The organism is Streptomyces sp. NPDC079167 (assembly GCF_040686735.1).
GTDB lineage: Bacteria > Actinomycetota > Actinomycetes > Streptomycetales > Streptomycetaceae > Streptomyces.
This window is the reverse complement of record NZ_JBFBLO010000005.1, coordinates 319828-333637: the sequence shown is the minus strand read 5'-3', so window position 1 is coordinate 333637 and position 13810 is coordinate 319828. Positions and strand designations below refer to the sequence as shown.

Sequence of the window (13810 nt, the reverse complement as noted above, 5' to 3'; positions counted from 1 at the left end):
CTCCTGACGGTCGATGGGGCGACCGTTCGTCCCGGCGAGTGTGACGCAGGGCCGCGGGGCCGGAGCGGGCGGGGCGGGCCGGAGTGCGAGGAGTTCAGCCGCGCGGTTCGGTGAAGCGGACGGTGACCTTCTCGAATCCGAGTGAAGCGAGCAGGCCCTGAAGCATCGAGGCGGTGTTCTTCTCGGCCCGCTTCGTGAGGCCGCTCTCCTCGGCCGCCTCCCCGATGTGACGCGCGGCCAGCTTGTTGACCGCCTGCTCGCTGCCGGGGTTGTCGGAGAAGAGATCGCCGAGCCGGTCGAGTAGGCCGCGCTGCTTGGACACGGCGTAGGAGCGGTCCGGGTCCAGGGCGGGCTTGCCCAGCACCGCGTGGGGCAGGACGAGTTCGGCCGTGGTGCGGTCCTCGTCGACGGTAACCCCGTCGGCACCGACCTTGCCGAGGTCGACGGAGGCTCCTACGGTGCCCGCGCCGACGTACAGCGTCCGGGTCCCGCGGATGGCGTCGGGCAGGAACTTCGCGTCCTTCTCCAGGTCGACGACGACCTGGAAGTTGCCCGATGCCGCCTCGTAGGCGCTCATGTCCTGGATGGACTTGAGCACCGCGGGGCCGGAGCGGTCGGTGGTCTCCTCGCCGAAGAGGCTGCCGAACCCCGGCAGCAGGCTGAGGCGGGAGCCCAGGAGCAGCAGAACCAGCGCCGCGGCGCACACACCCGCGAACGGCAGGCACCCTCGCGTGCGGGCGCGGCGGCGTGGCTCCCCGCTGCGGGCCGGGTCCCCGGCGCCGCCGTCTGTCCTTACGTCAGTGGACGTCATGCCTTCCGTGTGACCCCGTCCGGGGGATTCAGTCCGCCTGGGCGCCCGACTACGCCAGATCCTGTACGGGCGGCGGGGCCCTGGCCGGCCTCAGGCCCCATGCCCCCCGGGGTCCCGGGTGGCCTCAGGCGCCGGTGGTGCCGTCCAGCCGTTCCCTCAGCAGGTCGGCGTGGCCGATGTGGCGCGCGTACTCGGCGATCATGTGGACGTACACCGTGCGCAGCGAGTAGACCGAACCGCGCCGGGTGAAGGTGGTGTCGAGCGGCGCGTCCGCCGCAGCCTCGTCGGCGAGACGCATCTCATCGAGGAGACGGGCGTAGTCGTCGGGGGCGCGGTCCGGCGAGAGGTCCTCGAAGTCGGCGTCCTTGCCCTTCCCGGGGTCGTACATCGAGGGCAGAGCCAGGCCGGCGAGACCCTCGCGGAACCAAACGCGTTCCACCTTGGCCATGTGCCGGACGAGGCCGAGCAGGGTGAGGCCGGACGGCTCCACCGTCTGCTCGGCGAGCTGGCGGCCCGTCAGGCCGGAGCACTTCTGCAGCAGTGTGCTGCGGTAGAACGCGAGGAAGGCGGTCAGCGTCTCGCGCTCGCCGCCGGTGAGCGGTCCGATGGTGCGGGTAGCTTCGGGAGCTGTCCATGTCATCGCATGATCATGCCTCGCACGGGCATGTTCCCGCGAGCCCCTGCGCGGGACCGGCGGCACGCGGAGCGGTCGGGAAGGGCTGGGTATTCGCCGGATGGATCCACCTCATCCAGAGAATCGATTTCCGGGATCCTCGGAAACGGGCCAGGCTGTTCCTGTCGCGGCAGGAGGATCTCCTCATGACCGTGTGGTCGCCACCGGCTCCGCCCGACGACAACGGAGCTCCGACCCCGTCCGAAAGGAACTCTCTGTGGACACCGCCGTACCCCTCCCCCGCCGCACCCGTGTGGGGATCGTCGGAGCGGGCCCCGCGGGCCTGCTCCTGGCCCGCCTGCTGCACGGGAACGGCATCGACTGCGTCGTCCTGGAGAGCCGGGACCGCGCGTACGCCGAGCAGCGTCAACGCGCCGGGATCCTGGAACAGAGCACGGTCGACGCGCTGCGGGCGAGCGGTGCGGGTGCGCGTCTGGACCGGGAAGGCATCGCGCACGACGGGGTCGAGCTGCGCTTCGACGGGCGCTCGCACCGGGTGGACTTCCCGTCGCTGACAGGTGGCAGCCGGGTATGGGTGTACGCGCAGACCGAGGTCGTCAAGGACCTGATCGCGCTCCAACTGGCCGACGGGGCGCCGTTGCTGTTCGAGGCGGAGGCCCTCTCGGTCGAGGGCGTCGACACGGCCCGCCCGCTGATCCGTTACCGGCACGGCGGCCGTGCGCAGACCCTGGAGTGCGACTACGTCGTCGGGTGCGACGGCTTCCACGGGGTGACCCGGCGGTCGGTCCCACAGGGTGCGCTGAGGTCGTACGAACGGACGTATCCGTACGCGTGGCTGGGCATCCTGGCGGACGCGCCCCCGGTGTACGACGAGTTGGTCTACGCGCACTCCTCACGCGGCTTCGCGCTGGCCAGCATGCGCTCGCCGGAGGTGAGCAGGCTCTACCTCCAGGTCCCCGGAGGAGAGGATCCGGACGCCTGGCCCGACGAGCGGATCTGGGACGAGCTCGACGTCCGGCTGGCCTCGGCGGGCAGCAGGAAGCTCGAGCGCGGACCCATAACGGCCAGGTCGGTGCTGCCGATGCGCAGCCAGGTGACCGAGCCGATGAGCCACGGCCGTGTCTTCCTGGCCGGCGACGCGGCGCACATCGTGCCGCCCACGGGCGCGAAGGGGCTGAACCTCGCGGCCGCCGATGTCGTGGTGCTCGCCCGCGCGTTCGAACATCTTGAGCGTGAGGGGTCCTCCGCACTTCTCGACGCGTACTCGGACACCTGCCTGCGCCGGGTGTGGCGCGCCGAGCACTTCTCGTACTTCATGACGACGACCCTGCACACGCATCCGGAGGGGAGTCCGTTCGACAGCCGGCTCCAGCTGTCGCAGCTGCACCGGATCGCGGACTCCCGCCACGCGGCCGCGGAGTTCGCCGAGAACTACACCGGCGCCTTCTCCTGAACGCGGCCCAGGCCGGAACAGGCCGTACGCGCTGAGCGGATCCCGGCCGCCGGTGCGGCCGGGATCCGCCGGGGTGCTGCGGTCACTCACTCCAGGAGGTCTGCGTACGCCCCCAGAGCCAGTGCGACGTCGGTCTGTGCCCAGAACCGGTGGTAGGTGAAGACGGGTGCGCTCCCGCCGTCCAGGTATGCCTGCACCTTGGGCCAGTTCGGGTCGTCCTCGTAGAACGACCGGATGGACAGGAACGTCGAGTCGTTGTCGACGGTGTCTCCGTTGGGCATCGCGCCGGTCCAGCCGTCCGGGACGTACACCGGGTCGTCGAACCGGTTGTAGTCGGCGCGGGTCTCGGGAACCGCGACCCCGGCGTCGTCCCGGTAGTGGCTCCACATGCCGTCGAGCAGTCCTTCGGCCGTGGCCTTCGCCTCGGCGTCACCGGACTTGGCGGCGTAGTAGGTCAGTGTCCTGGCGTAGGCACCGGCCACCCCGACGTCGTTGGTGTAATCGGCGACCGTGACGTGCAGCCCTGCGTTCGCACCGGGGTTCGACGCGTTCCAGGTGTCGGGCGCTCCCGACCACTTGAGGGTGGAGGGCATGAGGTAGGTGCCGTCGGGGTTGATGGTCGTCTCCGAGAGGGCCCAGTCGACCCACTTGTCGAGTACGGCCTTCGCCTGTGCGTCACCCGACTCGTGGTAGTACTCGGCGACGCGCTCCATCGACCACGCCTGGAAGCCGAACCACTGGTTGGACGGCGGGTCGTGGTAGACGGGCTTCTCGTCGTAGAACATGCCGTGGAAGGTCGGGGTTCCGGCCGGCGGCTGGGCGTAGCTGCCCTTCCAGCTGTTGGTCGCCCCGCCGGCTATGGCTCCCTCGTCGGACTGGAGCCACTGGTAGAAGTCCATCTGCCGGTCCAGGCTCTTCGCCCAGTCCTGCTGGCCCGTGGCCGACTTGGGCTTGAGGTCGGCGACGGAGCTGAGGGCGTAGGCCGCCATCGGGTTCTGGTAGCCGCCGTGCGCGTGGCTGGAGCCGATCCGCCATGACCAGCCGGCGGAGGTGTCGGTGGCACCGCCCCAGGCGTAGTACCAGGACATCAGGTAGTGCGCGCTGTCCTTGCCGCTGCCGGCGGGGCAGGTGGCCGGCCCGACGCAGTTGCCGACCTTCTTGAAGTACTTGTCGAACATGGAGTAGCGCAGGTAGTCGCCCATCTTCGCCGCCTTGGCGACGGTCGCGGAGACCTCGCCCGACTTGCCCTGCTCCTTCGCCCAGGTGTCGGCCCAGTAGGCGGCCTGTACGGCTCGGGCGTCCGCGTCGGGGGCGTTGGTGAACTTCCACTGCTTGGCGTAGGAGGCGTCCCCGGTGAACAGGTCCAGGTAGCCGTTGTCACCGCCGTAGGTGAAGTTGTCGCAGGTGGGGTGCGTGACGGTCTCCCAGACCGACTCCTGAGGCCCCCGCTGGAAGGTGTTGATGTACGACGGCCCGGTCTCGGTGGGGCCGGCCGAGCACTTACCCGGCGTGTTGCCGTACCCGTAGACGTTGTCGACGTCCTGGATCCAGTGCATCCCGTAGATGTCGTCGGTGCCGTACGCGCTCTTCAGCTCGGCCGCGATCGGGTCGGATCCGGAGGCCGCCGATCCGTCGAGGACGGCCGGGTACTCGTCCGGGGTGTCGTGCTCGGGCGCGTAGGTGGCGGGCTTCGAGGCGTCGTAGAAGGAGTTGGTGGGCTGGTCGGCGTGCGTGGGGATCATGTACTTCTCCATGGTGTCCCACGCACCGTTGAACTTCGTCCAGTCCCCGGTGAGCTTCCCGTACATCGCCTGGAGCCAGATCAGGTAGCTGTACGCCTCAGACGTCGTCTCGTGTCCGTGGTCGGGAGCCTCCACGATCAGCGTCTCGACGGAGTGGTAGGGGATGCCCTCCGAGGAGAAGTAGCCGTTCGCCGGGTCGGTGATCTTCCCGTACAGGTCGAGGAAGCGGGCGTCGTACTCCTTCGCCTCCGCGATCTGGGTGACGGTGACCTCGGACGGGGAGTGGCCGGGGGCCGTGACGGTGAAGGTGGCGGCTCCGGTGCCGGAGTCGTCGGCCGAGACGGTCACCTTCTGAGGCGTGGACCAGTTCGACGGGGTGAACGTGAGGCTCGCGCCGCCGGTGACGCTCAGACCGGTGTTGCCGGCGCTCCGCGCCACGGTGGCGGTGACGGAGGAGGCGGGGGCGGTGGACAGCGAGACTTCGAAGCTCCCCGACTTCCCCTGCTGCACGCCCAGTTGGGCGGGGGTGGCGACGACGGCCGGGCCTGCTGCGACGGTGATTCCGGCGGGGGTCGATTCCGCGGAGGAACCGAGGCTGTCGTACGCCCTGGCGTACACGGAGTGGCCGCCGACGACGAGCCCTTCGGCGTCGTAGGTGTAGGGGGAGGTCGTGTCCGTGCCGAGCAGCGTCGTGTCGTCGTAGAACTCCACCTTGCTGATCCCCGCGCCGTCGGCGGCCGCGGCCGTCGCGGCCAGGGGGACGGTGTCTCCGGCGGAGAAGACGGCGCCCGCCGCCGGACTGGTGAGGACGGCGATCGGCGGCTGATGGGCACCGGCACATGCCGTGCCGTTGACGGCGAAGGTGGTGGGGGCGGTGTTCGTGCCGCTGTAGGCGAACTGCGCGCCGGTCGTGACGGCGCCCCCGGCGGCGACGGTGCCGTTCCAGCTCGCGTTCTTGACGGTGACCGTGCTGCCGGACTGGGACCAGGTCCCGTTCCAGCCGTTGGTGAGCTTCTGGCTGCCGGCGTAGTCATAGCTCAGGGTCCAGCCGTCGATCGCGGTGGAGCTCCTGTTGGTGACGGTGAGTTCGGCACTGAAGCCCGAGCCCCAGTCATTGGTTCTGTAGTCGACGCTGCATTGGACGGCGGCGGCCTGGGCCGGTGTGCCGGCTGCGGCGGTCATCCCCAGAGGGAGGGCCAGCGCGGCCACCGATGCTGTCCACAACCGTCGGATTCCGGCTCCGGTTCTGCGGGGTCTTCCGGGTAACCAGGTTCTTCGTGCGCGTCCCGATGGCATGCGCAGTACCTCCTCGCGGCTCGGCGACATGGGGGGGTGTGCAGGGCTGAGCACAAGCCTTGAACCAGTGGGAGCGCTCCCAGCATGGTGATGAGGAAAAAGGGAGTCAAGAGACTTGAAGAGTCGAATTATTTCGATACCAAGAGATGGGAACTGGTGTGTTGACCGACACCACTTGACGCTCTACCGTCAAGCCACACCAGTGGGAGCGGTTCCACCAGTCGACGTGCCGTAGGGGGCACGCCCGATCTGCAAGGAGTCGCTCATGCTTCACCCCTCGTACATACCGCACCTGTTCAGGCTGCTCCCCGGAGCAGTGCCCGGCGTGTCCGGAAGTACCCTCCCGGACACGGCCACGGCTTCCGGATCCGCCCTCGGACGCACGGTGGAGAACAGCGCCGCGCCGTATCGGGCCGGCGGTTTCCGGGGAACGGACATCGCGGTCGGCACGAACGCACCTGTGTGAACGAGGACCACTCGAACTCCTCGCGCGCACCGGTCGTGCCGAAGTCCCCCTCGCAGCAAGCGGAACAGGCCGGAGCACTGCCCCGCCGGCCTGCCTTTGATCAGCGACTACGACGGTACCCCCACCCCGTACGGAATCGGGCCGCGCGATTCACCTGCGCGCCCTCGACAGCTGAGGAAACGGAATTCGTATGAGCCGCACGAGCCGCACCACCCTGCGCCGATCCCGAACGGCGCTCATAGCCGCGGGAGCACTCGTCGCCGCAGCCGCCGGATCCGCCGCCGCGGTGGCACCCTTCGCAACGTCCGCCGCAGCGGCGGCAGGCTGCTCCGTCGACTACAAGATCCAGAACCAGTGGAACGGGGGTCTCACCGCCTCCGTGACCGTCAAGAACCTGGGCGACGCCGTATCCGGCTGGCAGCTGCAGTGGTCGTTCGCCGGCGGCGAAAAGGTCAGCCAGGGCTGGAACGCCACCGTCTCGCAGAGCGGCACCGCCGTCACCGCGAAGGACGCCGGCTACAACGCCGCGCTGGCCACCGGGTCCTCCGCCACCTTCGGCTTCAACGCGACCGGGAGCGGAAACAGCACCGTGCCCGCGACGTTCAAGCTGAACGGCGTCACCTGTGACGGAGGCACCACAGGACCGACCGACCCGCCGGACCCGACCGACCCGCCCACCGGTCCCTCCGACCGGGTCGACAACCCTTACGTGGGCTCGAAGGTCTACGTCAACCCGGAGTGGTCGGCCAACGCCGCAGCCGAGCCGGGCGGAAGCCGGATCTCCGACCAGCCGACGGGTGTCTGGCTCGACCGCATCGCCGCCATCGAGGGCGCCAACGGCGGAATGGGCCTGCGGGACCACCTCGACGAAGCCCTCACGCAGAAGGGCTCCGGCGAACTCGTCGTCCAGCTCGTCATCTACAACCTGCCCGGGCGTGACTGCTCGGCCCTCGCCTCCAACGGTGAACTCGGCCCCACCGAGATCGACCGCTACAAGACCGAGTACATAGACCCCATCGCGGCCATCCTCGGCGACGCGAAGTACGCCGGTCTGCGCATCGTCACCACCGTCGAGATCGACTCGCTGCCCAACCTCATCACCAACGCCGGCGGCCGTCCCACCGCCACGCCGGAGTGCGACGTGATGAAGGCCAACGGCAACTACCAGAAGGGCGTGGGCTACGCCCTCAACAAGCTCGGCGACGCTCCGAACGTCTACAACTACATCGACGCCGGCCACCACGGCTGGATCGGCTGGGACGACAACTTCGGTCCGACCGCCGACATCTTCAAGGAGGCCGCGACCACCGAGGGCGCGACCGTCGACGACGTGCACGGCTTCATCACCAACACGGCCAACTACGGTGCGACGACTGAGGATCACTTCTCCATCGACGACTCCGTCAACGGCACGTCCGTGCGCCAGTCGAAGTGGATCGACTGGAACCGCTACACGGACGAGCAGTCCTACGCCCAGGCCTTCCGCGACGAGCTGGTCTCCGTCGGCTTCAACTCCGACGTCGGCATGCTCATCGACACCTCCCGCAACGGCTGGGGCGGCGCCGACCGGCCGACCGGGCCTGGCGCGACCACCAGCGTGGACACCTATGTGGACGGCGGCCGTTACGACCGGCGCATCCACCTGGGGAACTGGTGCAACCAGGCCGGAGCCGGTCTCGGTGAACGGCCGCAGGCGGCGCCCGCCGCGGGCATCGACGCCTACGTCTGGATGAAGCCTCCGGGGGAGTCGGACGGTTCCAGCAAGGAGATCCCGAACCCTGACGGCAAGGGATTCGACCGGATGTGCGACCCGACCTACGAAGGTAACGTCCGCAACGGCAACAACATGTCCGGTGCGCTGCCCGACGCCCCGATCTCGGGCCAGTGGTTCTCCGCACAGTTCCAGGAGCTCATGCAGAACGCCCACCCGGCGCTCTAGGCTCCGCGTCGGCGGGCTCCGGGCGCTCCCCCGCCCGGGCCCTCCCGCCGGCTGCGCCACCTGTCGAGCAGAGCGCGTCCGCGAGCCATCGGCGCGGACGCGCTCCGCCGTGCGGCGGAACCGGTCGCGGGGCTGTCGGCGGCCTTCGTCGTGGCCCCGGACTTCGGCGCGGCACCGGGCTCGGACGCGGCACCGGGCTTCGCGCTACTCCTGGCGGCCGGGCCTGTGCCGGCCGGCGTCCGCGGTCCGGGCTTCGCCTCGTCCGCCGCGGCCGGCTCGTCCGAGAGCGCGTGGTAGCGGTGGCTGATGCGCCGCCCCACGAGCGCGTACCCCAGCAGCGCGCCGGCCGTATTGAGGATCACGTCGTCGATGTCGAAGGCCCGTCCCGCCACGAGCGCGCCCTGGGCGAGCTCGACGACTGCCATGACCAGCACGGTGAGCACGGTCATCCGGATCATCCGGAGCCGCCGCGGCACCAGAATCGGCAGCAGCACGCCGAACGGAGCGCCCAGCAGCAGGTTTCCGCCCGCCTGTTTGCACGCTGCGAGAAACGTGTACTCCTGCGCGTACTGCCGCAGGGACCGCCCCGGCTTCAGATTGGACGTGACGATGTCCTCCGAGGCGGGTGACGGCGTGAGCGTCACCTTCGCCAGGACCACGGAGAACGCGACAAGGGCCACGAACGCCGCCGCCAGCACCGCCGCGCGCAGCAGTAGAATCCCCAAGCCTCTGCGTCGTGCACTACGATTCGCCTCTGCTGTCATGGCGGAACGGATGCCCCCAACCCCGTCGGGCACACCCTGGGCGGGTGCGACCATGTGCGCATGAGCGCACAGAAGAAGGACGAACTGCTGGCGGAAGCCGTGCGGCTGCGGGAAGAGGGCCATCCCGAACAGGCCAGGGAGCGTCTCCTCTCCCTCACGGCCTCGTTCCCCGACGCGGCGGACGTCGCCTATCAGACCGCCTGGGCCCACGATGTGCTCGGCCTGGAGGCCGAGGCCGTCCCGTACTACGAGCGGAGCCTGCAGGGCGACGGCCTCACCGATGAGGAACGCCGGGGCGCGCTGCTGGGTCTCGGCAGCACCTATCGCGTCCTGGGCAGGTTCGGTCAGGCCGTCGAGACGCTCCGGCGCGGTGTGGCGGAATTCCCGGACGACGGGGCCCTGAAGACCTTCCTGTCCATGGCCCTGTTCAACACCGGCGAGCACCACGAGGCCATGCAGCTCCTGCTGTGCCTGCTGGCGGCGACGAGCGAGAGCCCGGGCGTGCAGCGGTACCGGCCCGCCATCGAGCACTACGCCGCTGACCTCACGCGGACCATGTGAGCACGGGCCCGTGCGGGCGGAAGCTCGGGCGGGGGAGCTTGTGGAGCCCCGTGTGCCACGAGATCGCGCGGCACACGGGACGGCCCAAGGAGAAGCCCCGGCCGGATCGGGGGAATCCAGCCGGGGCGGCTTGTGTGCGGAGGTGAGGGCGTACTGCCGCACGGCGGCTTTCAGCCGCTCACCCCGACGCATAGATGAACGATAAACCACCACTCGGCGTTCCCGTGAATCCGCCCCCGGCCGCGTGATCCACGCCACGGCCCCGCAGGCCGGTGACCCCACCGCTACCGGAAGGTGGCTCAGCCGGTCGTCAGCGGGCCTCACGGAACGTGACATGACGCCCCGCAGCGGGGTCGAACTTCCGCAGCTCGAGCCGGTCGGGGTTGTTGCGCCTGCTCTTCCGCGTCACATAGGTGTGGCCGGTTCCGGCCGTGGAACGGAGCAGGACGACGGGCCTGGTCTCACTGCGTGCCATGGGGCCTCCAGACAGGGATTCCGACCTCATCACCGGGATGGGGATGAGTGTCGTTCTCGTTTCTGATTCACCCAACACGAACACGCGCACCACCATTCCCTCCCCCGGCCGGCCGGGACGCGAGCCACCGACCCTCGGACCCGACTACCGAACGAACGACCGACGCACATGCGGCGCGTCATCGAACGCCATATCGATCCCACATCGGCGCCGACAGCGCCAGCAGTAAGATCCACGGCCCGCACGACCCCGCATATGCCCAGATCCCGGCCGGTGCGAGCCGTGCGGGGTCGCACGCGCGGGCGTACGCCGAGCGGCTCACGCCCGACGACTTGCGTCAACTCCCCGCCACGGGCAAGGGTGTTCGGCGGACCCTCGCTCCACCCAGCCGATGGCATATGCCGGAAGCAAGAACGTATCGAGTGTTGCCAAACCCCTTACGGGGCCCCGGAGCCTGTGCAACAGTCGTGTTCGGTCCACCCCCACGAACCGGCCGTTCCGCCTGTATCGGAGTACCAGATGCCGTCCCATCTGTTTGCGGACCGCCCCGCCCCGCAACCGCCCGAGCGGGACGCCGTCGACGCCTTGATCAATCGCACCCGGCTGCTGCGGGGCGACATGGACGCGGTCCGGCGCGACACGTCCGTGATCGACGACGACGATCCCCAGCAGCGCTGGCAGCGGGCGCTCTGCGACCTGGCGGTCCACCAGCTCGACGACCTCGGCGAGCATCTGGGCCAGCTGAGGGACGGCGTCCCCCGTGTCACGGCCCCGGAGCCTGCGGGAGAGCAACACCCTGCGCCGGCCGAACCGCCGACCGGTTCGCTCCTGAGCAGAGTGGGCAGCGCCGAGTGGAACCTGCTCACCGACGAGGTCAGCTGGTCCGACGAGCTGTACCAGATCTTCGGAAGGGACCCGGGGGCCGGGGGTTTGTCGCTGGACGAGCTGCCGTCCGTGCTCCTCGCGGAGGACCAGCCTCTTCTGACGTCGATGGTGACCGACTGCCTGGTGGACGGGCGGCCCATAGACGGCGAATTCCGGATCCTGCTGCCCGGTGGTGGTATGCGCACGCTGCACATGATGGGCGAACCCGTTCTCGACGCGGACGGCTGCACGGCCTCCATGTGGGCGGTCCTGCGCGATGTCAGCAAACTGCGGCGCAGCCAGCACATCGTGGGCAGGACGCGGGACACGTTGCGGCGGCAGGAACAGCAGGCCCGGGCCGAGCACCGGATGGCCGTGGAACTCCAGGCTGCCGTGCTTCCGCCGTGGCGCGGCTCGCTGCCTGTAGCCGGGCAGGGCGCGAGCGGCCTGGACATCGCCGCGCACTATCTTCCCTCGGGGGCGAGCGACCTCATCGGCGGCGACTGGTACGACGCGCTGCCGCTCCCCGACGGCAACACCCTGCTCAGCGTCGGCGACCTCACCGGCCACGGGATCCCCGCCACCTCGGCCATGGCGATGCTGCTCGGCGCGCTCCGCGGCATGGCCGTGGCAGGCGTCGGCCCCGGTCCGGTCATGGGTCATCTGAACCAGCTGATCGAGTGCTCCGCACAGCCCGCCCTGGGCAGCGCCGTGTGCTGCCGCTTCGACCCGGCGACCGGCACGCTCGTCTGGGCACAGGCAGGGCACCCCGCGCCGCTGCTGTTCCGCGACGGAGTGGGGCGTCCTCTGCCGGCACCTGACGGAGTGCTGCTCGGGGCGGCAACCGGGGTCACCTACGAGCAGGACGAGGTGGACCTGCTCCCGGGCGATGTGCTCGTACTGCACACCGGCGGGCTGACGGACCGGAGCGCAGGCCCGGACATGCTTCTGGGACTGGCGCCTCGGTTCGCACAGGCTCGCACGGCGCAGGACTGCGTACGGGCGGTGGTCGAGTCGCTCGGGTCTGCCGAACGGTTCGATGACGCCTGCGTGTTGGTGGCCCGCGTCGAGGCATGACGGAGCCCCGGCCGGCCTGCGGAAGGTCTGGCGCGCTCATCGATGACGGGCCCGGATCAGACTTGGGAGCCCCTGGCCTTCTTGTTGGCTCCGCTCGGGGGCAGGACGAGCTCGATCTCCTCGCGCAGGTCCTCGATCTTGGCGTAACCCGCGAACTGGCCGGTGAGCCGGTACATTTCACGCAGCCGGTCCCAGGTTCGGTGCGAGGACGTCTCCCCCATCGACACCAGGGCCAGCCGTGCGTAGCGATCGGCCTGCTCTGGATCGTCGGCGATGAAGCACGCCGAGGCGAGTGAGATGTAGTCGAAGATCTTGGAGCGCTGACGGCCGTTCATCCGCAGATCGAGTGCCTGCTTGGCGTGGCGCTGGGCTGTGGAGGCCGCCCCCGGGTCGTGCTCGGCCAGCGTACGGAAGGCCAGTGCCTGCATCCCGTGCATGTCCGCCTCGTCGAACATCTGCATCCAGCTCGGCGGCGGCACATCGCCCTTGTCCGAGACGAAGAGCTCCTCCGCCTCACCGAGGGTGCGCCGCATGGCCTGCCCGCGTCCCATCGACGCCTGTGCCCAGGCCTCGATGGTGTGCAGCATCGCCCGGGTACGCGGCAGGGTCTCCTCCCCGGAACCGGACTTGGCGAGCTTCATCAGGTCCAGGGCGTCGTCGGGCCTGCCCAGGTGGACCATCTGGCGGGCGGCGCGTGAGAGCGCCTCGCCCGCGCGGGGACGGTCACCGCCTTCGCGGGCCGCGTGGGCGGCGATCACGAAGTACTTCTGGGCGGTGGGTTCGAGACCGACGTCGTGGGACATCCAGCCGGCGAGGACCGCGAGGTTGGCGGCGACGCCCCAGAGGCGGCGCTGCAGATGCTCGGGGTGGTTGTAGGCGAGCATGCCGCCCACCTCGTTGAGCTGGCCCACGACGGCCTTGCGCTGGAGTCCGCCGCCTCTGGAGGCGTCCCAGGCCCGGAACACCTCGACCGAGCGCTCGAGTGCCTCGATCTCCTCGGAACCGATGGGTGCGGCCTCGTAGAGGTCGAAGCCGGCGTTGTCGGCGTGCGGAGGGTCGCTGGGCCGGGAGGCCCGGGCCGCCGGAGCGGGTTCTGAATGCAGCCAGTCGTACATGGCGCCGGTGAGAGCTGAGCCAGCGGCGAGCGCGGCGCCCGCGCCCACCAAGCCGCGTCGGTTGAGCATGAGGTCCATTCCCGTGAATTCGGTGAGGACCGCTGCCGTCCGTTCGGGCGCCCACGGCAAACCGTCGGGATTGTCTTCCGTCCCGGCTTTTCGCCGCTTACCCACACGCCCGCGTCGGCCGAACCCGAGGTCCTCGATGGTCACGACACGGCCGAGCCGCTCGGTGAACAGAGCTGCCAGCACCTCGGGCACGGGATCGCGGGGGGACTCCCCCATGTCGATCCAGCGCCGTACCCGCGAGGTGTCGGTGGCGAGTTGGAGGTGGCCCATGGCCGCCGCCTGCCTGTTCACCATTCTCGCGAGTTCGCCCTTGGACCAGCCGGCCAGGCCGAACAGGTCGGAAAGACGGGTGTTGGGTTCTCCGGTCACGTCAAGCCCCCAGGTTCTCGGCTGACTTGACCCTAGCCCCCCGGTGGATGCCGGGCGAATATTCGCCAGGGTTCGCCAGGGGTCGCTAGATGTTGTGCCACCCGCGGGCCGGTGTCAGGTAGGAAAGCGCCACCCCGCCCGGCAGCCCTAGGTACTCCCCAGGGTGCCGGACGGC

Annotated in this window: 10 protein-coding genes; 4 read left to right on the top strand and 6 right to left on the bottom strand. The window is 69.7% G+C overall.

Annotated features, from left to right (window positions below; genetic code table 11):
* Nucleotides 1-94 precede the first annotated feature (94 nt).
* Complete coding sequence (locus AB0P41_RS13455; RefSeq protein ID WP_356706929.1) at nucleotides 95-811, bottom strand: DUF4230 domain-containing protein; 717 nt, start codon at nucleotides 809-811, stop codon at nucleotides 95-97.
* A gap of 124 nt (nucleotides 812-935) precedes the next feature.
* On the bottom strand, nucleotides 936-1451 hold the full coding sequence (locus AB0P41_RS13450; RefSeq protein ID WP_356706931.1) for a DinB family protein: 516 nt from the start codon (nucleotides 1449-1451) through the stop codon (nucleotides 936-938).
* A gap of 250 nt (nucleotides 1452-1701) precedes the next feature.
* Here AB0P41_RS13450 and AB0P41_RS13445 point away from each other — a divergent pair, with 250 nt between their 5' ends.
* Nucleotides 1702-2898: a 4-hydroxybenzoate 3-monooxygenase gene (locus AB0P41_RS13445; protein ID WP_356706933.1), complete on the top strand. Its 1197-nt coding sequence runs from the start codon at nucleotides 1702-1704 to the stop codon at nucleotides 2896-2898.
* A gap of 86 nt (nucleotides 2899-2984) precedes the next feature.
* Here the strand turns inward: AB0P41_RS13445 and AB0P41_RS13440 are convergent, their stop codons facing one another.
* On the bottom strand, nucleotides 2985-5822 hold the full coding sequence (locus AB0P41_RS13440; protein WP_365931931.1) for a glycoside hydrolase family 48 protein: 2838 nt from the start codon (nucleotides 5820-5822) through the stop codon (nucleotides 2985-2987).
* Nucleotides 5823-6592: 770 nt separating this feature from the next.
* On the opposite strand from AB0P41_RS13440, the gene AB0P41_RS13435 reads away from it, so the two are divergent.
* The gene (locus AB0P41_RS13435) at nucleotides 6593-8341 is read left to right on the top strand and encodes a glycoside hydrolase family 6 protein (protein WP_365931929.1); all 1749 of its coding nucleotides are present in this window, start codon (nucleotides 6593-6595) and stop codon (nucleotides 8339-8341) included.
* On the opposite strand, the gene AB0P41_RS13430 is transcribed toward AB0P41_RS13435, so the two are convergent.
* Nucleotides 8338-9105: a VanZ family protein gene (locus AB0P41_RS13430; protein ID WP_365931927.1), complete on the bottom strand. Its 768-nt coding sequence runs from the start codon at nucleotides 9103-9105 to the stop codon at nucleotides 8338-8340. The two genes, AB0P41_RS13435 and AB0P41_RS13430, sit on opposite strands and share 4 nt — an antisense overlap.
* A gap of 60 nt (nucleotides 9106-9165) precedes the next feature.
* On the opposite strand from AB0P41_RS13430, the gene AB0P41_RS13425 reads away from it, so the two are divergent.
* Entirely contained in the window at nucleotides 9166-9666 is a 501-nt protein-coding gene (locus AB0P41_RS13425; RefSeq protein WP_356706941.1) for a tetratricopeptide repeat protein, read from the top strand.
* A 310-nt stretch (nucleotides 9667-9976) separates the two neighbouring features.
* Here the strand turns inward: AB0P41_RS13425 and rpmG are convergent, their stop codons facing one another.
* Nucleotides 9977-10141, bottom strand: coding sequence for a 50S ribosomal protein L33 (gene rpmG, locus AB0P41_RS13420; protein WP_104791189.1), 165 nt, complete (start codon nucleotides 10139-10141; stop codon nucleotides 9977-9979).
* 519 nt (nucleotides 10142-10660) lie between these two features.
* Here rpmG and AB0P41_RS13415 point away from each other — a divergent pair.
* The gene (locus AB0P41_RS13415; protein WP_365931923.1) at nucleotides 10661-12082 is read left to right on the top strand and encodes a SpoIIE family protein phosphatase; all 1422 of its coding nucleotides are present in this window, start codon (nucleotides 10661-10663) and stop codon (nucleotides 12080-12082) included.
* A gap of 56 nt (nucleotides 12083-12138) precedes the next feature.
* Here AB0P41_RS13415 and AB0P41_RS13410 read toward each other — a convergent pair whose 3' ends face one another.
* Nucleotides 12139-13635 carry a hypothetical protein gene (locus tag AB0P41_RS13410; RefSeq protein WP_356706945.1) on the bottom strand — a complete coding sequence of 499 codons (1497 nt, stop codon included), beginning with the start codon at nucleotides 13633-13635 and terminating at the stop codon, nucleotides 12139-12141.
* Between the last annotated feature and the right edge of the window lie 175 nt (nucleotides 13636-13810).

Coding starts and splice junctions, on each gene's coding strand:
- AB0P41_RS13455 (WP_356706929.1), bottom strand. CDS start 811: ATGACGTCCACTGACGTAAGGACAGACGGCGGCGCCGGGGACCCGGCC.
- AB0P41_RS13450 (WP_356706931.1), bottom strand. CDS start 1,451: ATGACATGGACAGCTCCCGAAGCTACCCGCACCATCGGACCGCTCACC.
- AB0P41_RS13440 (WP_365931931.1), bottom strand. CDS start 5,822: ATGACCGCCGCAGCCGGCACACCGGCCCAGGCCGCCGCCGTCCAATGC.
- AB0P41_RS13435 (WP_365931929.1), top strand. CDS start 6,593: ATGAGCCGCACGAGCCGCACCACCCTGCGCCGATCCCGAACGGCGCTC.
- AB0P41_RS13430 (WP_365931927.1), bottom strand. CDS start 9,105: ATGACAGCAGAGGCGAATCGTAGTGCACGACGCAGAGGCTTGGGGATT.
- AB0P41_RS13425 (WP_356706941.1), top strand. CDS start 9,166: ATGAGCGCACAGAAGAAGGACGAACTGCTGGCGGAAGCCGTGCGGCTG.
- rpmG (WP_104791189.1), bottom strand. CDS start 10,141: ATGGCACGCAGTGAGACCAGGCCCGTCGTCCTGCTCCGTTCCACGGCC.
- AB0P41_RS13415 (WP_365931923.1), top strand. CDS start 10,661: ATGCCGTCCCATCTGTTTGCGGACCGCCCCGCCCCGCAACCGCCCGAG.